Origin of the sequence: Epilithonimonas hungarica, from assembly GCF_900102265.1 — a bacterium.
Lineage (GTDB): Bacteria > Bacteroidota > Bacteroidia > Flavobacteriales > Weeksellaceae > Epilithonimonas > Epilithonimonas hungarica.
In genome coordinates this window covers 564406-587255 of the sequence record NZ_FNBH01000003.1, presented here as the reverse complement: position 1 = coordinate 587255, position 22850 = coordinate 564406, and the positions used below count along the sequence as shown (strand labels likewise).

The following is a 22850-nucleotide window of genomic DNA, read 5'->3' as shown; positions in this document are numbered from 1 at the left end:
TCATGATAAAATTGAATAAAAAAATAGTTTTAGGGGCAGTTACTTTATCATTGTGCTTTTCAAGTTGTTCAGAAATTCTTGACGAAGAGCCTAGATCTAGCTATACTGTAGAATATATGAATACAGAACAAGGTATTACACAAGGACTGACATCTCTTTATAGAAGTTTACGTTTACTATATGGAAATGGTTATTGGATGAGCGCAACCCAGAACGGGACAGATGAATCCACTTGGGCACAAAGTGCTGATGGTAATTTTAAAGAGCTGGATATGTCGGGACAAGGAAATATCAATTCTGCGACTTTTCCAACTAGTATGATTTGGGGAAGTACTTTTCCTTATATTAATACAGCAAATGCAATTATCCAAAATGGCCCAAATTATGGAATTTCAGAAGCATTAATCTCAGAGGCCAGATTCTTTAGAGCATTTGATTATTTTTTATTGGTGCAATCCTATGGCGGCGTTCCTTTGGATTTGGGAGCAGGAGAATTAGCTTTTAATGCTTCTGCTGTGGCCACTTCAAAAAGAAATACAGTTCCTGAAGTTTATACCAAAGTAATTTTTGCAGATCTTAAAAAAGCAATTGATAATTTACCAACTGCACCAAGGGTCACAGGAGGTGTTACAAAGAATGTTGCAAGATTGTTTTTGGCAAAAGCTTATTTAACTTATGGATGGTGGCTAGAAAACCCAAATAGTATTCCAACATATCCTGAGACACCAAGAACAGATCCAGATGGACATAATGCGCAATGGTATTTTCAACAAGCCTATGACATTGCATTAGCTGGTGTTAATAATCCTGGTTCTTATTCTCTACAACCAACTTATTATGACGTCAATGTAGGGTCAAATGATCGTAATACAGAATGTATGTTGTATGCTGATCACACTGCATCCAGCACATATTATAATGAAGGAGACCCAACAGGTTTTGGTTCAGGTTGGGCACCAGACAACTTTGCAGCTTGGATGCAGACTTGGAACTACCCAAATATCAAAAGTAGTTCTTCGGCAACAACTTGGACAGCAGTAAGTCCCGTACAGCGTGCTGCTGCCCAACCTTTAGGACGCCCTTGGACCCGTATGTGTCCTCCGATTGGAGTTATAAAGAATACATTTGCAGACAAAACCAATGATTCTAGATATGATGGCACTTTTGTAACAACATATAGAGGAAATTGGAACAAGACGGGTACTGGACTTACAAATGTCTCTACTTTATATAACGCCAACAATTTACCAGTACAACCAGGAGGTGCAATACTTAGCTTTTTAAATGATGATTCTCAGCCTGTAACTTATCCTACAGGTGCAGGACAAAGTGGTGTTGGAGCAGGAACATTGCCTGGTAGAGCAGATTGGGTAGTGAATCCTAATGGTATCAGTAGAATAGTTTACCCTGGTTATTGGAAAATAGGCACGTATACTACTCTTGATCCTGATGGGCTTGGATACCCTAATGCGGCACTTACCCGTCCTTTCAATGTAGCCAAATTCTCTGAATTTTATTTTATAGCAGCAGAAGCTGCTGTAAAAGGAGCTTCCGGATCGATGACAGCAAGAGATTTAATTAATGTAATTCGTGCTAGAGCAGGAAAATGGAAGTTTAACAATGCCCAGAATGTGACTTTTGTAGCTGATAACAGCGCTGCTATGGTCGCTGCAACACCTTCAACTATTACAATAGATTATATTTTGGCAGAAAGATCAAGGGAATATTATGGTGAGTTTTATAGATGGTTCGATTTAGTAAGAACACAAAAATGGCAAGAATATGGAGCAACTTATCAAATTGGAGGTACTGCTTATGGAGATCATACACCACAGACGGTTACTAGAAATATTCAGAAATTCCATTACTTAAGACCTATTCCTCAAGGACAAATAGATGCAATGGAAATGTCTGCTGAAGAAAAAGCAAAATACCAGAATCCTGGCTATTAATTAATTTAATAATTCACATTCATATCAATCAAGAACAAAGTAGGTGTAGACTTTACACCTGCTTTGTTTTAATTAAAATTTCTAAAGTATTATGGAAAAAACATGGCGTTGGTTTGGGAAGAATGATAAAATAAAATTACAAACCCTTCGGCAAATTGGTGTGGAAGGTATTGTTTCTGCACTGCATGATATTCCTAACGGAGAAGTTTGGAGTTCAGAGGCTATTAATGATTATAAAAACTATATAGAAAGTCACGGACTTCGTTGGTCTGTAGTTGAAAGCCTTGCTGTGAGCGAGTCTATCAAATACGGAGGCGAGGACAGAGACGGACTGATAGAAAATTATATCAAAAGTCTCGAAAATCTTGGTAGAGCAGGCGTTACAACGGTTTGTTACAACTTTATGCCGGTTCTGGATTGGGCAAGAACGGACCTTTTCCACGAGTGGGAAGACGGTTCATCATCTTTATATTTTGATAAAGCCAAATTTGCCTATTTCGAAATTCATATTCTGAAAAGAAAAGGAGCAGAAAAAGATTATACACCTGAAATTCTCAAAAAAGTTGAGGAATTAAAAAATACGCTTACAGAAGCCGATAACAATGATTTGATAGATTCGGTCATTGTGAAAACGCAGGGATTTGTCAATGGAAATATCAAAGAAGGCGACTTAAATCCGGTAGAAAAGTTCAATAGTTTATTGGCATTGTATGACGGAATTGATAAAAACCAACTTCGTGAAAATTTAAAATATTTCCTCGAAAAAATAATGCCAGTTTGCGAAGAATGGAACATCCAGATGTGTGTGCATCCGGACGACCCACCATTTGCTTTGCTTGGTTTGCCAAGAATCGTAACTAATGAAGATGACATCGATTGGTTTCTGAATGCTGTCGGTAATCCACACAACGGACTGACATTCTGCGCAGGTTCTTTAAGTGCAAATCTCCAGAATGATGTTCCGAAATTAGCTCAAAAATATGCCCACAGAACTAAATTTGTTCACCTCAGAAGTACCAATGTTTTTGAAAACGGAGACTTCATCGAAGCACATCATTTAGGTGGCAGAGGTAAATTGATTGACGTTATCCGGGTATTTGAAAAAGAAAATCCTGATTTACCAATGAGAATCGACCACGGAAGATTGTTAACCGAAGATGTTGACAAAGGCTACAATCCAGGTTATTCTTTCCTTGGAAGAATGTTGGCTTTAGGTCAAATTGAAGGCGTGATGGCAACAGTACAATCAGAATTGCAAAAAAAATAAATCTAAAATTTGCAATCATTTTAAAAAGTAAAAAATGAACGAAATATTCAGCATAAAAGATAAGGTAGCAATCATCACTGGCGCTTCCGGTGTTTTGGGTGGAAGTTTGGCGAAAAGTTTCATCGAAGCCGGAGCAAAAATTGTTGCGGTAGGCAGAAACCAGGAAACTTTGGATTCCCGCGTGAAAGAACTGACCGATTTGGGAGGCGATGTTTTCGCAGTAGAAGCCAATGTAATGAACATCGCAAGTCTTGAAAATGCATCAAAAAAAATCATAGAAAAGTATGGTAGAATAGACATTCTGCTGAATATTGCGGGCGGAAATATTCCCACAGCAACTTTATCTCCCGACCAGTCTTTTTTCGATATGAATATGAAGGGATGGGATGAGGTCACTGATCTCAACATCAACGGAACGGTTTATCCAAGTTACGTGTTCGGAAAAGTGATGGCTGAACAGGGAAGCGGAAGCATTGTCAATATTTCGTCAATGGCGGCTTATTCTGCGATTACAAGAGTAGCAGGATATTCGGCAGCGAAATCTGCTATTACCAATTTTACCCAGTGGTTAGCTTCAGATTTAGCTTTGAAGTTCGGGGATAAGATCCGTGTCAATGCTGTTGCCCCGGGATTTTTCATCGGTGACCAGAACCGCGCTATTTTGTTGAATGAAGATGGTTCTTTAACGGACCGAAGCAAAAAAGTGATTGCCAAAACACCAATGCAAAGATTTGGTGAAGTGGAAGAACTGAATGGAGCTGTACAGTTTCTCTGTTCCGATGCCGCAAGTTTTATAACAGGCGCATTATTACCTGTGGATGGCGGTTTTAGCGCATTCAGTGGTGTTTAAATTAAGTATTATTTTCTTTATATAGTAGCAGGGCCTTAATAAATTTTTCTTATAGTTAAGGTCTTGTTTTTAAAGATTTTCATAAAATAAAAATCAGTTTTTTAGATTAAATAATGACTCATTCCATTAAAAATAAAGGAGTTTTCGGAGAATCATTTTTGCTGGAATCGGCAAAGGCGGAAAATCTCTATTTTGGCTATGCGAAAGAGATGCCGATTATCGATTATCACAATCATCTGGAACCTGAGGTTATTTCAAATAATCAGAATTTCCGTTCTCCAACAGCAATCTGGCTGGATGGCGACCATTACAAATGGCGTGCAATGCGGAATTTCGGGATTGATGAAAAATTCATTTCAGGACAGGCAGCGGACGAAGAAAAATTCCAAAAATGGGCCGAAACGGTTCCTTACACACTTCGGAATCCATTGTTTCACTGGACGCATCTGGAGCTCAAAAATTCTTTTGGAATTAAGGGATATTTGTCTGAAAAAAATGCGGATGATATTTATAGCGCAATGCAGGATTCTTTACAAAAACCTGAATTTACGCCACAGGAATTGCTCAAAAATTATAAAGTGGAGGCACTTTGTACAACAGATGACCCGGCTGACAATCTGGATTATCATAAAAAAATAAAAGAAAGCAATTTCAATACAACAGTTTTACCAAGTTTTCGTCCGGATATTTACATCAATATTATTGATTCCGAATCTTATATCCTCAATATTAAAAAACTTGAAAAAGCTTCAGGAACCAATATTAATTCAGTTTCAGATCTATTGAGTGTGCTTCAGTCAAGAATCAATCATTTTGATGAGGTTGGCACCAGAGTTTCAGACCACGGCTTCGAATATTTTCCGGACACAACCCAGTGGAATGCTGATCTAGAAAAAGAATTTTCAGAATTTCTAAAAGGTAACCAACTTACATTTTCCGATCCGGATGCGCTTTGCGGATTTCTTTTGAAAGAGCTCTGCAAAATGTATTCTGATAAAGGTTGGATTCAGCAGTTCCATGTTGGCGCAACCAGAAATAATAATTCCGCGATGCTGAAAAATATTGGTGCAAATACCGGTTTCGATGCGATTGGCGAACAATATTTTGCCCAAAGAATGAGTGTTCTTTTTGATGGGCTCAATTCCAAAGGCAAACTTGCAAAAACAATTATTTATAATCTGAATCCGGTTTATAATGAAGTTTTGGCTTCTCTTGCAGGCAATTTCAATGAATCCGGAATCAAATCCAAAATACAGTTCGGCGCTGCCTGGTGGTTTCTGGACCAGCTGGATGGGATGCAGAAACAGATGAACACGCTTTCCAATATCGGATTGATAAGCACATTTGTAGGGATGCTGACCGATTCCAGAAGTTTTTTGTCATTCTCAAGACACGAGTATTTCAGGAGACTGCTTTGTAATATGTTCGGAAATGAGGTGGAAAAGGGTCTTATTCCTGATGATGAAAGATGGGTTGGAAAAATCATTCAGGATATCTGCTATTACAACGCTAAAAATTATTTCAATTTTTAAGAATGAATCAGGAAACTTCAAATAAAATCTTATGTTTCGGTGAATTGCTTTTGCATTTCGCTCCGGATTCTGACGGAACTTGGCTGAAAAATCAAGCTCTCAAAATTTACATTGGCGGAGCTGAATATAATGTTGCTTCGGCACTTTCAAGATGGGGAAATCAGGTTTCTTTGTATTCTGCGTTGCCGGAAAATTATCTCGGAAGCCAATTGGAATTAAAATTAAATGATGAAAAAATAAAAATCCTTGCAGAGAAGTCAAATGGGAGAATGGGAACTTTTTATCTTCCTTTTGATGGCGATATGCAGAATGCGAAAGTTATCTACGACCGTTTTCCATCGGTTTTCACAGAATCAGATTTTTCCGGTTTTTCTGATGACGAAGTTTTTCAGGATGTAACTTGGCTTCATATCAGTACAATTACGCCTGCTTTGAGCGAAAATGCTTTCGGGAAATGTCTTGATTTGATGAAGAAGGCCAATGCCCGAAATATCAAAGCTTCTCTGGATTTGAATTACCGTGCATCACTTTGGCAGCATCAGAATCCTTACGATAAAATCTCTCAATTAATGCCATTTGTTAATGTTTTAATGGGAAATATCTGGTCGATTCAGGAATTCTTAAATATCCCAATTGAATACGAATTAAATGGAAATTTTAATGATGAGAACCTTCTAAAACAAGCTGGAAAATCAGCTTCAGAAATTCAGAAACAATATCCGAATATAGAATTGATTGCCAACACATTCCGATTCACAAAAGGTGACGAGGTCAATTATTTTGCGACTATATATTCTGAGGGGAAATTATTCATTTCAGAGCAATATTATTCTGATAAAATTTTGGAAAGAGTCGGCAGCGGCGATTCTTTTATGGCGGCTTTGATTCACGGAAGCATAAAAGGAAATTCAATCCAAAAAATCCTGGATGATGCTGTAAAAGTGGCTTTCAAAAAACTTTTTGTACAAGGCGATACCATCAACGAAACGATTAATATCGAAAATTTATGAGTTTAAAAATCATACAAAAAATAAAAGATCAGAAGATAGTTCCGTTGTTTTACAATGATTCTTTCGAAGTTTCAAAATCGATTGTAAAATCGCTTTATGAAGCAGGAATCCGTGTGGTAGAATATACCAATCGTGGTGAATTAGCTTTAGAAAATTTCAGAAAACTGAAAGAATTAGCAATAACAGAATTTCCGGAACTCTCTTTAGGAATCGGAACAGTGAAAAATATTTCAGAAATGGATGCTTTCATTGATGCAAAAGCTGATTTTATCATTACGCCAATCATTAATGAAGAATTGGTAAAACATTCCGTTGACAAAAATATTCTGTTGATTCCAGGATGTTTCACGCCGTCTGAGATTAATATCGCTTATCAAAACGGGCTTCGAATGGTAAAGGTTTTTCCTGCGGATTTGGCCGGAAAAAATTACATAAAATCGATTTCTTCGGTTTTCCCGGAAATGGAATTTATGCTGACAGGCGGAATCCATGCAGACGCTCAGGATATTTCCGAATGGATGAATGGCGGTGCAGTTGCAGTCGGACTTGGAAGTGCTTTGGTCAAAAAAGAATTTTCCGATGAACAACTAAAAGAAAAAGTTGAACAATTATTATTTCAATTAAATCAAAAATAAGATGCAGGCACCGCAAAAAAAGAATCTGAGATGGTTTATGTTGTTTTTGGTTTTTCTGGCAACGACAATCAATTATCTCGACCGTCAAGTGATGGGTCTTCTGAAGCCCACTTTAGAAGCTGAGTTTAGCTGGACGGAAAAAGATTACAGCTACATTGTGATGGCTTTCACGGCATCATATGCTTTGGGAAATCTTTTGATGGGAAGATTTGTAGATAAAGTAGGTTCCAAAATCGGATATGCTGTGTCTCTCGTGGTTTGGAGCTTAGCTTCTATTGGTCACGGGTTTGTTAAAAGTACCGTTGGATTTTTGTTTGCTAGAACAGCATTGGGACTTTCAGAAGCGGGTAATTTTCCGGCAGCGATAAAATCTGTAGCAGAATGGTTTCCCAAAAAGGAAAGAGCTTTGGCGACAGGGATTTTCAATTCGGGAGCAACAGTTGGAGCTATTTTAGCACCTGTTCTGGTTCCGTTTATTTTAGGACATTACGGCTGGCAGGAGACCTTTGTCTGGATTGGAGCGGCCGGGCTTTTATGGCTTGTACTTTGGTGGCGTTTTTACAATAAACCCGAAGACAATAAAAAACTCTCTGCAGAAGAACTGGCTTACATCAAAAGTGACCAGGAGGAGAATCAAAATAACCTTCCAAGTGCGCCTCTTAAAGATATTCTGAAACTGAAAGCAACCTGGTCTTTTGCCATCGGGAAAATGATGACCGACCCGATCTGGTATTTCTTTATGTTTTGGTTACCGGCTTATTTTGCAGATGTTTTCAAAATGGATTTGACGAAACCTTCATTACCATTGATTTTAATCTACGGAGGAACAACAATAGGTAGTATTGGTGGTGGTTATTTGTCTTCTGCTTTAATCAAAAAAGGCTGGGAAATCAGCAGAGCCCGAAATTTTACGATGCTATTGTTTGCATTGCTGGTAGTTCCGGTGATGTTTTCAAAATATCTGGATAATATGTGGATGATAACAGTTGTCATTGCCTTTGCAACAGCCGCACATCAAGGTTGGGGAGCCAATCTGATGACATGTGTTGGTGACAGGTTACCGAACAACTATGTGAGCTCTGTCATTGGTTTTGGCGGAATGATGGGTTCGGTTGCAGGAATTATTTTCCCGTTATTTATCGGGATTGTTTTGGATGCATTCAAAAAAGCAGGAAATATCAACGGCGGTTATAACATCATTTTCTTCATTGCCGGAATGTCTTATGTTGCAGCCTGGTTGATAATCAAATTAATTAACAGAAAACCGACTGTAAAAATCAGTTAAAAAATAAATGAACCAAAAACATTACATATTAATCATCTGTCTTTTCCTAAGCGGATTTTCCTTTGCTCAAAAAGGAGGAAAATATAAGCTTTGGTATGACAAACCTGCCAAACAGTGGGTGGAAGCGTTACCGGTTGGAAACGGAAGATTGGCTACAATGGTTTTTGGCGACCCTTCCCAGGAAAAACTTCAGCTGAACGAAGGCACTTTTTGGTCGGGCGGACCTTCAAGAAACGATAATCCGGATGGACCAAAAGTTCTGGATTCTATCCGATATTATTTATTTAACAGAAATTACAAAAGAGCACAAATTCTTGCGGATAAAGGTTTAACCGCCAAGACACTTCACGGTTCGGCCTATCAGAATATTGGTGATTTTACGCTTGATTTTAATAGTATTAATGATGTTAAAAATTATTACAGAGAATTAGACATCGAAAAAGCAATTACAAAAACGACATTTACTTCCAACGGAATTAATTTCAAAAGGGAAGTTTTTACTTCAATTCCCGATAATGTCATTGTCATTAAATTAAGTTCTGACAAAAAAAATGCACTGAATTTCACAGCCAATTTCACTAGCGAACTTAAGAAAAATGTCAAAGCTATTGATTCCAATACATTACAGATGGATGGACTTTCCTCAACATTGGACGGAATTCAAGGTCAGGTTAAATTCAATGCGCTGGCAAAATTCATTACCAAAGGCGGAACAACTTCAGTTTCAGGAAATGAAATTTCAGTGAATAATGCCGATGAAGTGATGATTCTAATTTCCATCGCGACCAATTTCACAGATTACAAAACTTTGAACACAGATGAAGTTTTAAAAAGTAAAAAATACATCGAAGCATCAGAACATAAAAGTTTCAATACTTTACTGAAAAACCATCTGGCTTTATATCAAAAATATTTCAAAAGAGTTGATTTCGATTTAGGAACTTCCGAAGCAGCAAAACAACCAACCGACATTCGGATTAAAAATTTTGCAACCAGCTACGACCCGGAACTTGTGGCTTTATATTATCAGTTTGGTCGCTATCTTTTGATTTCCTCTTCACAACCTGGTGGTCAGCCGGCGAATCTTCAGGGAATCTGGAATAATTCCAACAAACCCGCATGGGACAGCAAATACACAATCAACATCAACACGGAAATGAATTACTGGCCGGCGGAAAAAATCAATCTTTCCGAGATGCACGAACCTATGATTCAGATGGTTAAAGATTTAAGCGAATCCGGAAAAGAAACGGCAAAAACAATGTACAACAGTCGTGGCTGGGTCGCTCATCACAATACGGATATTTGGAGAATCACTGGTGTTATAGATTTTGCCAACGCCGGAATGTGGCCAATGGGTGGCGCTTGGCTTTCTCAGCATCTTTGGGAAAAATATTTGTACAACGGAGATAAAAACTATTTGAAATCCGTTTATCCAATTCTAAAATCTGCCACTCAGTTTTATGAAGATTTTTTGGTTGAAGAACCAACGCACAAATGGCTGGTCGTAAGTCCGTCAATGTCTCCCGAAAATATTCCAAACGGACATCAGGGAAGTGCTTTGGCAGTTGGAAATACGATAGATAATCAGTTGATGTTTGACTTATTTACTAAAACAAAAAAAGTTGCGGAAATTCTTAATGTTGATTCAGATAAAATAAAAGTTTGGGAGAATATTATCTCCAAATTACCACCGATGAAAATCGGGAAATACGGACAGTTGCAGGAATGGGCAGAAGATTTAGACAACCCGAAAGACAATCACAGGCACGTTTCGCATCTCTACGGATTGTTTCCGTCCAACCAAATCAATCCTTTTACGACACCTGAATTGTTGGATGCTTCCAAAACCGTTTTACTTCATCGTGGCGACGTTTCCACAGGCTGGAGTATGGGCTGGAAAGTCAATCTCTGGGCAAAATTATTAGACGGAAATCATGCCAATAAATTAATCAAAGACCAATTAACGCTGGTAGAAAAAGACGGCTGGGGAAGCAAAGGCGGAACTTATCCGAATCTTTTCGACGCACATCCACCGTTCCAGATTGACGGAAATTTTGGCTGTACCTCGGGAATTACCGAGATGCTTTTGCAAACTCAGAACGGGTTTATCGACATTCTTCCCGCACTTCCGGATGAATGGAAAAATGGAAAGATTTCCGGGCTGAAAACCTACGGCGATTTTGAAATCAGCATTGTCTGGGAAAATAATAGAGCTAAAGAAATCACCATAAAATCCAATTTAGGCGGAAACTGCAGAGTCAGAATTCCCAACAAAATGGAATTATCAGGAAAAACAAAACTCAAAAAAGCGGAAGGCAAAAACCCGAATCACTTTTTCGAAACACCTGAGATTAAAAAGCCAATAATTTCCAGTGAAGCCAAATTAAACCTTGTCGAAATAAAAGAATCTGTGATGTATGATTTCCCAACAGAATCAGGAAAAACATACAAACTGAAAATAAAAAATTGATTAATAGGAACGGGCTTTAGCCCGTTTAATAAATGGATCAAACAATTGGCTTTAGCCAAAATTTAAATGATAATCAAAGTCCCGAAGGGACGATTTAAACGAGAATAGGATAAAATCCTATCAATATAAATAAAACGAACCCGAAGTGTTCAACGATTAAAAAAAATTAAAAATTATATATGAAAAAGATAACAATGAATCCAAATTTCCTAAGAAACAAAACCAGCATTTTTGCTACTCTGGCTCTACTTTCTGTAACCAGTTTGCAAGCACAGATTTTTACCGATTTTCAATACAGAGGAAACGACAAAATATATAATGACAACCCTCTGAAATCGGACGAATTTTATTCACCAATTCTTCAGGGCTGTTATCCCGACCCGAGTATCACCAAAAAAGGCGACGATTATTACTTGGTGAATTCTTCGTTTTCGATGTTTCCGGGCGTTCCGATTTTCACTTCCAAAGATTTGGTAAATTGGAAACAGGTTGGCCACGTTCTGGACAGACCTTCACAACTTAAAGTTGAAAAAGGTGGCGTTTCTCAGGGAATTTATGCACCGGATATCAAATACAACAAGTTCAACGATACATTTTATATGATTACCACGCAGATTGCGGGCGGAGTCGGAAATATGGTCGTGAAAACCAAAGACCCTGCAAAAGGCTGGAGCGAAGTCCAGAAACTGAATTTCGATGGAATCGACCCTGCCATTTTCTTCGATGATGATGGGAAAGCCTACATTGTCCATAACGACGCCCCACCAAAAGGAACTGAGCAGTATCAAGGTCACCGCGTCATCAAAATGTGGGATTACGATTTGGAGAAAGACCAGGTTGTCGCAGGTTCGGACAAAATAATCGTAAACGGTGGTGTTGATCTTTCTCAAAAACCAATTTGGATTGAAGGACCTCATTTGTACAAATACAAAGGAAAATATTATCTGATGTGCGCTGAGGGTGGAACCGGAGGCAATCATAGCGAAGTTATTTTTATGGCAGATTCTCCTAAAGGACCGTTTGTTCCGGCTAAAAATAATCCGATTCTGACGCAAAGATATTTTCCGAGAGACAGAAAAGAAAAAGTAGATTGGGCAGGTCACGCAGATTTGGTTGAAGGCCCGAACGGACAGTGGTATGGCGTGTTTTTAGCTATTCGTCCAAACGAAAAAGGACGTGTTAATCACGGAAGAGAAACGTTCATTCTTCCCGTAGATTGGAGTGGAACGTATCCTGTTTTTGAAAACGGTTTGGTTCCGATGAAACCAAAATTGAAAATGCCGCAAGGTGTTCAGAATCAAACTGGACAAAACGGATTCTTCCCGAACGGAAATTTTACCTATAACGATAAATTAACCAATAAAAACCTGGATTTCCGTTGGATTGCAATGCGCGGACCTCGTGAAAACTTCATCACGACTACAAAAACTGGTGTAAAAGTGAATCCTATGGAAACGAATATCAAAGCGTTGGCTCCGATTTCATCTTTGTTTCACAGATTACAGCACGAAGATTTTGAAACTTCGGTAACCTTAGATTACAAACCAAAATCTGAAAAAGAATTGGCTGGAATTACGCTCTATCAAAGCGAAACATTTAATTACGTTTTCGGAATTACGAAGAAAGGTAAAGATTTCTACATTGTTCTGGAAAGAACCGAAAAAGGGGCGTCAACATTAGTAGCCAGCGAGAAAATTTCTTTAGGTAAAACCATTAAATTTCAGGTTACAGGAGAGAAAGACAACATCAGCTTTAATTACACAACAGATGGCAAGAATTTTAAAAATCTGGGTGGTCCGGTTTCAGGAGATATTCTTTCTACCGATGTTGCAGGAGGTTTCACAGGAAGTTTAATTGGCTTGTACAGCACTTTGTCAAACGATATTGTGCCGAATTAATGATAATCTTTGTCACTCTGAACATTGGCAGAAGGTCAACGAACGAAGTTCTAAAGTGTAGCGAAGAATCTCCACTTAAATAAAGATTCCTCTTGTCGTCGGAATGACAATTTTCAAAAACCAAACCAAAATATCAAAATTGTGAAAATTAATCAACCATTTTATATAGTTTCTCTTTTTGGATTTATTGGGCTGAATCTCCTTTCAGCCCAGATAAATCCTCTTCAGAAACAGCAGACGACGGAATTTACCAATCCTATTATTTGGGCAGATGCGCCTGATTTGTCAATCACAAGAAAAGGTGATGATTTTTTCCTCATTAGCACCACAATGCATCTGATGCCAGGAGCGCCGGTGATGCATTCCAAAGATTTGGTACATTGGGAAATGTCAAGTTATGTTTTTGATACGCTAAATGATAATTCCAAATATGATTTGATTGACGGAAGCGTTTACGGACGTGGACAGTGGGCGTCGTCCATCCGTTATCACAAAGGGAAATATTACGTTCTGTTTTCCCCGAATGATGAGCCTTTCAAATCCTATTTCTATGTTACCGACAATCCTGAAAAAGGCAATTGGAAACTCATCACGAGAACTAGGCATTTTCACGATGCATCTTTGCTTTTCGATGATGATGATAGAGTTTACGTTTTCACTTCCAACAAAGTTTTTGAGCTGAGTCCGGATTTTAAAACCATTATCGGAAATCAGGATGGGACGGAAGTCTTTCAGAAAGATGCTTCGGAAACCGGACTTTTGGAAGGTAACCAAATCATTAAAAAAGACGGAAAATATTATATGATGATGATTTCCTGGCCGAGAGGTGAAAAACGTCGTCAGGAAGTGTATAGAGCTGATAAAGTAACCGGACCTTATGAGAAAAAAGTCATTCTTGAAGACAATTTTCTTGGATTTTCCTATGCCGGACAAGGTGCTTTGATTGACGATAAAAACGGAAATTGGTATTCCCTGATTTTCCAGGACAGAAATGGAGTAGGAAGGGTTCCTATTTTGCTTCCTGTAAAGTGGGAAAACGATTGGCCAATTTTGGGAGACAATGGAAAAGTACCTTTGACAGGTGAAGTCCCGCTTTCGCCATTTAAACCAAAAAATCATCTGGTAGAAAGTGATGAATTCTCAGATAAAAAGATGAAAATCCAGTGGCAGTGGAATCATAATCCTGTCAACACAGCTTGGTCTTTATCCGAAAGAAAAGGCTTTTTAAGACTGAAAACATCCAGAATAGTAGATAATTTGTACCTCGCTCCGAATACGTTGACCCAAAGAATGGAAGGTCCTAAATCCAGTGGCATAGTGGCTTTGGATGTGAAAGGGATGAAAGACGGTGATGTTGCAGGTTTCAGCGCTTTTAACGGCGATTCAGGAATTTTGTCTGTGGTGATGGAAGATGGTAAAAAGTTTGTCGTTTTTTCAACGAATGAAGTCAGTTTAGACAATAAAACTAAGTCGGTTATAGGTGTTAAAAAAGAAGAAAAGAAGAGAATTCCTCTAAATTCCGACAAAGTTTATTTTAAAATCGATGCCGATTTCAACCTTGAAAAGGATTTGGCCAATTTTTATTACAGCACCGACCAAAAAAATTGGGCCGAAATGGCAAAAGATTACAGAATGATTTTCGATTACCGGAGATTTTTTATGGGTTCAAAGTTTGCGATTTTCAATTATGCTACCAAAAATCTGGGAGGTTTTGTAGATGTTGATTTTTTCAGAGTGAATATAAGTTCGGAATAATTAGAGGTGAATAATTTGGGCAGCTTTATCCGCCTTCCGCTCTCAATCTTTTTTGCAGATGATTTCAGATTAAATAGAACTAGAGTACAAGCAAAAAAGGATTTCCGCTCAAGTCGGGCTGCGAGAGATTCACTGTCTAGAAAAAATGAAAATTATTGCTTCGTACAAGCAAACTGTTAGTAGCAAAACATTGTACCATCAAAATCAAAGTCTCGTAGAGGCGACCTGTTAATTACGACAATGATAATTAACATTAAAAATGTAAAAAAGATAAACCTTGCAGGTATTATTTTTTTGCTTAAATTAATAAGTGTAAAAATTACAAATAATAATATATGAAAAATTCAATACTTCTCATTATAGCTTTTTTGTTATCGGGAATGTTTGTTTCCGCTCAAAACAATGACAGACAGGCTCCACAAGGTTTTGATGTGGAAAATCCAACGATTTCCCACGGAAAAATTGACACAATTCAATATCCATCAAAAACCGTCGGAACTTCAAGGAAAGCTTTGGTTTATACACCGCCGGGATTCAAAAAAGGGGAAAAATATCCTGTTCTTTATCTTCTTCACGGCATTGGCGGAGATGAAAAAGAATGGTTTAACCAAGGAAAACCGAATGTTATTCTGGACAATCTCTACGCACAGGGAAAACTGCAGCCGATGATTGTCGTTTTGCCGAACGGTCGTGCGATGAAAGACGACCGGGCAACCGGAAATATCATGGCTCCGGATAAAGTGGAAGCTTTCGCAACTTTTGAAAAAGATTTGCTGAATGACCTGATTCCGTTTGTAGAGAAAAAATATCCTGTCAAAAAAGACCGTGAAAACCGGGCTTTGGCTGGACTATCAATGGGAGGAGGACAAACACAAAATTTTGCTTTCGGAAACATCGATAAATTTGCCTGGCTAGGTGCATTTTCTTCAGCACCAAATACGAAAGAACCGACTCAGCTTTTGCCGAATCCACAGGAAGCACTGAAAATGAAACTTATATTTATTTCCTGCGGCGATGCAGACGGATTGATGCCTTTCAGTAAAAGAACCAGCGATTATCTGAAGAAAAATAAAATCCCGCATATTTTCTACATCGAACCGGGCGGCCACGATTTCAAGGTCTGGAAAAATGATTTATACATTTTTTCACAATTGTTATTTAAGCCTGTTGATAAAACTAAATTTGACGGATTTACCGTTTTGGGAATTCCCGCAGCTACCAATATCAGAAATGCTCAGTATCCTCAAATTTTTCCAGACGGAAGAGTGATGTTCAAGGTAAAAGCGCCGGAAGCGCAAAAAGTTCAGATCGATTTAGGAAAAAAGTATGACCTCAAAAAAGATACGGAAGGTTTTTGGACAGGAACAACAGATGCACAGAGCGGAAGTTTTCATTATTATTCTTTGCTGATTGATGGTGTTGCAGTTGCAGACCCGTCCAGCGAAACATTTTACGGGATGGGAAGATACGCCAGTGGAATCGATATTCCTTTTGATGGCGATGATTTCTATGCGTTAAAAGATGTTCCGCACGGCGATATCCGCATCAAAAATTTCTATTCCAAAGTAACCAATTCTTGGAGAAGAGTTTTCATTTACACGCCACCGGGTTACGACCAGAATGCTACTGAATCTTATCCGGCATTATACATTCTCCACGGTGGTGGCGAAGATGAAAGCGGTTGGGCGAATCAGGGTAAAACCAATCTGATTTTGGATAATCTGATTGCGGAAGGTAAAGCTAAAAAGATGGTCATCATTATGCCGGATACCAATATCGGTCAGGGCGGAATCCGAAACTTTGGTGAACGTAATCTTCAGATGTTTGAAAAAGAACTGAAAGAATCAATCATTCCGTTTGCCGAATCCAATTACAGAATAAAAAAAGGCAAAGAAAATCGTGCATTGGCCGGACTTTCAATGGGTGGAATCTATACACTTTATACCGGGATTCAAAATTCTGATATGTTCTCAAGCCTGGGTGTTTTCAGTTCAGGATATATGCTACCGATGCTTCAGGACGTTGCCGATAAACAGTACAAATTTTTAAATGAAAATAAATCTGCCTTTTTATCCAACGTTAAAAATTTCTGGATTTCAATGGGCGGAAAAGACGATATCGCTTACGAAAACGGTCAGAAAATGCTGAAAGAATTAGATAAAATCGGAATTAAATATTCGTACAGAGATTATCCTGGCGGTCACAGCTGGCCGGTTTGGAGAGACAGCCTGCATCAGTTTGCACAGGAACTTTTTAAATAATGAAATTTAATCCGAACAGACTTTTAATATTTTAATCCAAAATCACACACACCAAATGAATTTCAACAAAATAAAAATTAAGGCAATAATTGTAACGGTTGTTGTCATATCAGGAAATATCAATGCACAATCTTATCAAAAAACAGATTCAGGATTGAAGTTTTCTAATGATAATATGAATGTTGAAGTGAAATTGTACGGTGAAAATACAGTTAGAATTATTAAGTATCCTGCTGGAAAAGCATTTGACAAAAACAGTCTGTCAGTCATCAAAAAAGAACAGAAAACCAGATTTTCAGTTTCAGAAAGTAATCATATTATTTCATTAAAAACAAATGATGTACAGCTTTTTATTGATGTTAAAAATGGTGAAATCACTTACAATTCATCCTCAGGAAAAGAACTTTTAAAGGAAACCGGAAGCGATTTCAAACCTTTTAATGATGCAGGAAACCCGACTTATTCGGTAACACAGTCTTTTCAGCTGGAAAAAGACGAACCTATTTATGGTTTAGGAATTTTACAGAATGGAAAAATGTCACAGCGAAATACGGATGTAAAAATGATTCAGAATAACACCTGGGATTTTGTGCCGTTTTTTCAGTCTGTAAAAGGTTATGGCGTTTTTTGGGATAACTATTCTCCGACTCAATTTACCGATAAACCAGACAAAACATCATTCTCATCGGAAGTTGGGGAAGGGGTGGATTATTATTTTATCTACGGAAAAAATGCGGATGGTGTAGTTGCCGGAATGCGAAACCTGACAGGAAAAGTACCGATGATTCCTTTATGGACTTATGGTTATTGGCAAAGCAAAGAACGCTACAAAAGTCAGGATGAACTGGTAGATGTAGTGAAAAAATACAGGGAATTAAAAGTACCTCTTGACGGAATCATTCAAGATTGGCAATATTGGGGAAACAATTACCAGTGGAATGCGATGGATTTCATCAGCCCCGATTTTCCCGATGCCAAAAAAATGATACAGGATATCCACGATAGGAATGCACATCTTTCCGTTTCCATTTGGTCGTCATTCGGCCCGATGACCAATCAGTACCGTGAAATGGATAAAAAAGGAATGTTGTTCGATTTCAAAACCTGGCCAGAATCTGGCCGGGAAGTCTGGCCTCCCGATATGAACTATCCTTCCGGAGTCCGTGTTTACGATACTTACAATCCCGAAGCCAGAAATATTTACTGGAAATATCTCAACAAAGGCGTTTTCAGTCTGGGTGTCGATACCTGGTGGATGGATTCTACGGAACCCGACCATCTGAGCCAAAAACCGGAAGATTTAGATACCAAAACATACCTCGGTTCATTCCGAAAAGTGAGAAATGCATATCCGCTGATGACAGTTGGTGGCGTTTACGACCATCAGCGTGAAACCACGAGCGACAAAAGAGTTTTTATTTTGACGCGTTCAGCTTTTGCAGGACAGCAAAGATACGCAGCTAATACTTGGTCGGGCGATGTCAACTCTTCGTGGGAATCTTTGCGCAATCAGGTTCCGGCAGGTTTAAATTTCAGCCTGACTGGAAATCCGAATTTCAACTCTGATATCGGCGGTTTCTTTGCCGGTGTTTATAAAAGAAACGGAGGCACCAAAAATCCGATGTTTCAGGAATTGTATGTTCGTTGGCTGCAATACGGAACTTTCACACCCATGATGCGTTCGCACGGAACCGATGTTCCGAGGGAAATTTACCAATTTGGAAAAAAAGGTGATGTGGTTTATGATATTATCGAGAAATTCATCAGGTTGCGTTACAATATGTTGCCGTACATTTATTCGACCTCGTGGGATGTTTCTAAAAATAATTCGAGTTTTTTGAAAGCTTTGTCGATGGATTTTTCATCAGACAAAAAAGCTTGGGATATAAATAATGAATATCTGTTCGGAAAATCATTCCTAGTAGCACCAATTCTCAATCCTCAATACACACCTGAAAAATTCATTAAAACCGATGAAAATGAAGGCTGGAATAAAACCGATGCTACCAAAAAAGAAAATTCGCTTTCCAATATAGATTTTACACAAAATAAAACAGTTAAAGTTTACCTTCCCGCAGGTTCAGACTGGTTTGATTTCTGGACGGATGAAAAACACAAAGGCGGTCAGGAAATCGAAAAATCTGTTAACCTTCAAAGCATTCCGCTGTATGTGAAAGCGGGAAGCATCATTCCGTTCGGCCCAGATGTTCAATATGCTACGGAGAAAAAATGGGATAATCTTACCGTAAAAATCTATCCGGGAACAGATGCAGATTTCGTCTTGTATGAGGATGAGTTCGATAATTACAACTATGAAAAAGGAGACTATACTGAAATCCCTTTCCATTGGAATGATAAATCAAAAACCTTGACGATAGATTCCCGAAAAGGAAATTTTAAAGGAATGATTGATAAACGAAACTTTGTAGTAATTCTTCCTGATGGACAGCAGCAATCGTTGAGTTATTCAGGAAAGAAAGTGAATGTCAATTTTAAATAATCTTAAAATATTTAATTATGAAATTTTTAAGTTTAATAACAGTTGTAGGATTTTTTCAGATTTCCTTAGCTCAAAATCCAATCATCCAAACCAAATTCACCGCAGACCCTGCGCCGATGGTTTACAAAGACACGGTTTTTCTCTACACCAGTCACGATGAAGACGATGCTTTCGGATTCAAGATGAAAGATTGGTTGCTGTACACTTCCACAGACATGGTCAATTGGACAGACCATGGCGTGGTTGCTTCCCTGAAAGATTTCAAATGGACTGACCCTGAAAATGGAGCCTGGGCGCCTCAGGTCATCGAAAGAAACGGTAAATTTTATATGTACTGCCCGATGCCAGGACAAAGAGGAATCGGCGTTTTGGTGGCGGACAGTCCTTATGGTCCTTTCAAAGACCCTATCGGAAAACCTTTGGTGAAAAATTCCGGCGACGATATTGACCCGACTGTGTTGATTGATGATGATGGACAAGCATATCTCTATTGGGGAAATCCCAATTTATGGTACGTTAAACTGAATGAAGATATGATTTCTATTAATGGTTCTATCATAAAAGACCCGTCGATTGCCAAAGTAAAAGGTTCGCCCGACCCATTTCATTATCAGGAAGGACCTTGGGTTTGGAAAAGAAATAACCAATATTATCTGGCTTATGCTTCAACCTGCTGTCCGGAAGGAATCGGCTATGCGATGAGCAAATCTGCAACCGGACCTTGGGAATATAAAGGAATGATAATGGACAGTGATAAACGTTCCAACGGAAATCATCCCGGAATTATTGATTACAAAGGAAAATCCTATGTTTTCGGGTTCAATTATAATATCGGGAAACAGACGATGAGCAAACATTACGAACGTCGGTCTGTTAGTGTCACAGAAATTACCTACAATGCAGATGGAACCATTCAGAAGCTTCCTTTCTGGACTACGGATGGTGCAAAAAGAGTGGGCACTCTGGACCCTTACAAAAAAGTGGAAGCAGAAACGATGGCTTACAGCGAAGGTCTGAAAACAGAAATGGTCACAGAATGGGAACGCAATCAACCCTATAACAGAGGCAAAAAAATCACAGACCGTGTCATCGTTACCTCAATTAACAATGGTGATTATATTAAAATCCAAGGGGTAGATTTTTCCAAAGGCGTAAAATCTTTGGACGTAAATGTTGCTTCTCTCTATGGAGGAAAAATAGAAGTGCGTTCAGATGCTCTTAATGGGCCATTGCTGGGAGTTGTTAACGTTACAGGAAAAGGTGAGGGCGACTTATATAAAACCATTAATACACCTCTGAAAAGTGTAAAAGGAATCCACGATTTATATTTTGTTTTTAAGGGGGAAAAAGACCTTTTCTATTTTGATTGGTGGAAATTTAATTAAATCCAAATTTTTAATAATGTTGAAGACTAAACTACTTTTAATTGCTGTAACATTTCTATTGTCGGGAAATATTTCCAAGGCGCAGTCAACCGTTTGGTTAGACCAGTTGGATTTGAGCGTGGCAACACAGGGACACGGAAAACCCGGCATCAATACTTCGGTGGACGGAAAACCTATGACGATTGCCGGCGAAGTTTTCAAAAGAGGTTTCGGAACGCACGCAGAAAGTTCTTTATTGATTAAATTAAATGGCAAAGCAAAAAGCTTTTCCGCAATGGTGGGGATGGATGATGAAATCAAAGGTCAAAATCCCGCAGTTGAATTTGAAATTTATGGCGACAACAAAAAGCTTTGGTCAAGCGGAATAATGAAATTAGGCGATAAAGCAAAGACTGTTTCCGTTTCGCTGGAAGGTGTAAAACAATTAGAATTAGTCGTAACAGACGGCGGAAACGGACCTTATTATGACCACGCCGATTGGGCAGATGCCATATTTGAAACAGCAGAAGGTGCAGAACTAATAACATTTAATCCGATTTCATCGGTACCTTATATTTTGACGCCAAAACCTGCGGCAACGCCAAAAATTAATTCAGCAGGCGTTTACGGCGTTCGTCCCGGCTCACCTTTTTTGTTCAGGGTTGCAGCAACAGGTGATATACCGATGACTTTTGCGGCGAAAAATCTTCCGAAAGGTTTAACAATAGATTCACAAACCGGAATCATTACCGGAAAAATAGATTCAAAAGGAACCTATGAAGTCCTTTTATCAGCTAAAAATGCTAAAGGCTCAGTTTCAAAGAAATTAAGAATCGAAAGCGGTGACAAAATAGCTTTGACACCAACAATGGGATGGAACAGCTGGAACTGTTTCGGACACGAAGTTTCTGCCGATAAAGTAAAACGCGCTGCCGATGCTTTGGTTAAATCAGGATTAGTAAACCACGGCTGGAATTACATCAATATTGATGATTCGTGGCAATTTAATAGAGACGGAAAAGACCCGTCTTTCAAAGGGAAAATGCGTGATGAAAACGGTTATATCCTGACCAATTCAAAATTTCCGGATATGAAGGAATTAACCGATTACTTTCATTCAAAAGGTCTGAAAGCAGGAATCTATTCCTCTCCCGGACCTTGGACCTGTGGTGGTTGCGCAGGAAGCTACGGTTACGAAAAACAGGATGCCGAAAGCTACGCCAAATGGGGAATTGATTATCTGAAATACGATTGGTGCAGTTACGGCGGCGTGATTGACGGTTTGCCCGATAACGACACGAATAAAGTTTCTTCACTCAATTTTCAGGGTGGAGGAGATTTGGATAAAGGAGTGAAACCATTCAAATTAATGGGAGATTTATTAAAAAATCAGCCTCGTGATATTGTGTATAATCTTTGTCAATACGGGATGGGCGATGTCTGGAAATGGGGAAATGATGCCGATGCACAATCCTGGCGAACAACCAATGACATCACCGATACCTGGGCAAGTGTTAAAAATATTGCTTTGGCTCAGGACAAAGCGGCTCCTTACGCAAAACCCGGCAACTGGAACGACCCCGATATGTTGGTGGTAGGAGTCGTGGGTTGGGGAAATCCACATCAGAGCCGATTGAAACCGGACGAACAATATCTGCATATCAGTCTTTGGAGCATTTTTTCTGCGCCATTACTGATTGGTTGCGACCTTGAGAAACTGGATGATTTTACTTTAAATCTTTTAACGAATGATGAAGTCATTGCTGTAAATCAGGATGCTTTTGGAAAACAGGGCGTTTGTCTGCAGACCATTGGCGAATTGAAAATTTATGTAAAAGACCTTGAAGACGGCGGAAAAGCGGTGGCTTTTGCCAATTTCGGAAGGGAAAAAGTGAATATATCTTACAAAGATTTCAAGCAGCTCGGGATTTTCGGTCGTCAAACCGTAAGAGATATCTGGAGACAGAAGGATATTGCCAAAATCAATACATCAAATCAGGCATTATCACTGGATATTCCGGCGCACGGTGTGGCTTATTATAAATTAAGTCCGGGCAAATAAAACAAG

General features: G+C 38.7%; 14 protein-coding genes. All 14 read left to right on the top strand.

Annotation, left to right across the window (positions count from 1 at the left end; all coding sequences use genetic code 11):
- Positions 1 to 2: 2 nt before the first annotated feature.
- Positions 3 to 1952, top strand: coding sequence for a RagB/SusD family nutrient uptake outer membrane protein (locus tag BLT30_RS14420; protein ID WP_175487199.1), 1950 nt, complete (start codon positions 3 to 5; stop codon positions 1950 to 1952).
- 91 nt (positions 1953 to 2043) lie between these two features.
- Positions 2044 to 3219: a mannonate dehydratase gene (gene uxuA / locus BLT30_RS14415; RefSeq protein WP_089874229.1), complete on the top strand. Its 1176-nt coding sequence runs from the start codon at positions 2044 to 2046 to the stop codon at positions 3217 to 3219.
- 34 nt (positions 3220 to 3253) lie between these two features.
- On the top strand, positions 3254 to 4069 hold the full coding sequence (locus BLT30_RS14410; protein WP_089874228.1) for an SDR family oxidoreductase: 816 nt from the start codon (positions 3254 to 3256) through the stop codon (positions 4067 to 4069).
- Positions 4070 to 4182: 113 nt separating this feature from the next.
- Positions 4183 to 5601, top strand: coding sequence for a glucuronate isomerase (gene uxaC / locus BLT30_RS14405; RefSeq protein WP_089874227.1), 1419 nt, complete (start codon positions 4183 to 4185; stop codon positions 5599 to 5601).
- A gap of 2 nt (positions 5602 to 5603) precedes the next feature.
- Entirely contained in the window at positions 5604 to 6611 is a 1008-nt protein-coding gene (locus BLT30_RS14400) for a PfkB family carbohydrate kinase (protein ID WP_089874226.1), read from the top strand.
- A complete protein-coding gene (locus BLT30_RS14395; RefSeq protein WP_089874225.1) occupies positions 6608 to 7246 on the top strand; it encodes a bifunctional 4-hydroxy-2-oxoglutarate aldolase/2-dehydro-3-deoxy-phosphogluconate aldolase in 639 nt (212 codons plus the stop codon). Before BLT30_RS14400 ends, BLT30_RS14395 begins: the two co-directional genes overlap by 4 nt.
- 1 nt (position 7247) lies before the next feature.
- Complete coding sequence (locus BLT30_RS14390; RefSeq protein ID WP_089874224.1) at positions 7248 to 8531, top strand: MFS transporter; 1284 nt, start codon at positions 7248 to 7250, stop codon at positions 8529 to 8531.
- A gap of 7 nt (positions 8532 to 8538) precedes the next feature.
- Positions 8539 to 11004, top strand: coding sequence for a glycoside hydrolase family 95 protein (locus tag BLT30_RS14385; protein ID WP_089874223.1), 2466 nt, complete (start codon positions 8539 to 8541; stop codon positions 11002 to 11004).
- A gap of 179 nt (positions 11005 to 11183) precedes the next feature.
- Positions 11184 to 12902: a glycoside hydrolase family 43 protein gene (locus tag BLT30_RS14380; protein WP_089874222.1), complete on the top strand. Its 1719-nt coding sequence runs from the start codon at positions 11184 to 11186 to the stop codon at positions 12900 to 12902.
- A 141-nt stretch (positions 12903 to 13043) separates the two neighbouring features.
- Positions 13044 to 14657: a glycoside hydrolase family 43 protein gene (locus tag BLT30_RS14375; protein ID WP_089874221.1), complete on the top strand. Its 1614-nt coding sequence runs from the start codon at positions 13044 to 13046 to the stop codon at positions 14655 to 14657.
- Positions 14658 to 14992: 335 nt separating this feature from the next.
- On the top strand, positions 14993 to 16918 hold the full coding sequence (locus BLT30_RS14370) for an alpha/beta hydrolase-fold protein (protein ID WP_089874220.1): 1926 nt from the start codon (positions 14993 to 14995) through the stop codon (positions 16916 to 16918).
- Positions 16919 to 16973: 55 nt separating this feature from the next.
- A complete protein-coding gene (locus BLT30_RS14365) occupies positions 16974 to 19418 on the top strand; it encodes a glycoside hydrolase family 31 protein (protein WP_089874219.1) in 2445 nt (814 codons plus the stop codon).
- Between the two features lie 17 nt (positions 19419 to 19435).
- On the top strand, positions 19436 to 20803 hold the full coding sequence (locus tag BLT30_RS14360; RefSeq protein WP_089874218.1) for a glycoside hydrolase family 43 protein: 1368 nt from the start codon (positions 19436 to 19438) through the stop codon (positions 20801 to 20803).
- Positions 20804 to 20819: 16 nt separating this feature from the next.
- Positions 20820 to 22844, top strand: a complete 2025-nt coding sequence (locus BLT30_RS14355) for an NPCBM/NEW2 domain-containing protein (protein ID WP_089874358.1) — start codon at positions 20820 to 20822, stop codon at positions 22842 to 22844.
- Positions 22845 to 22850: the final 6 nt, after the last annotated feature.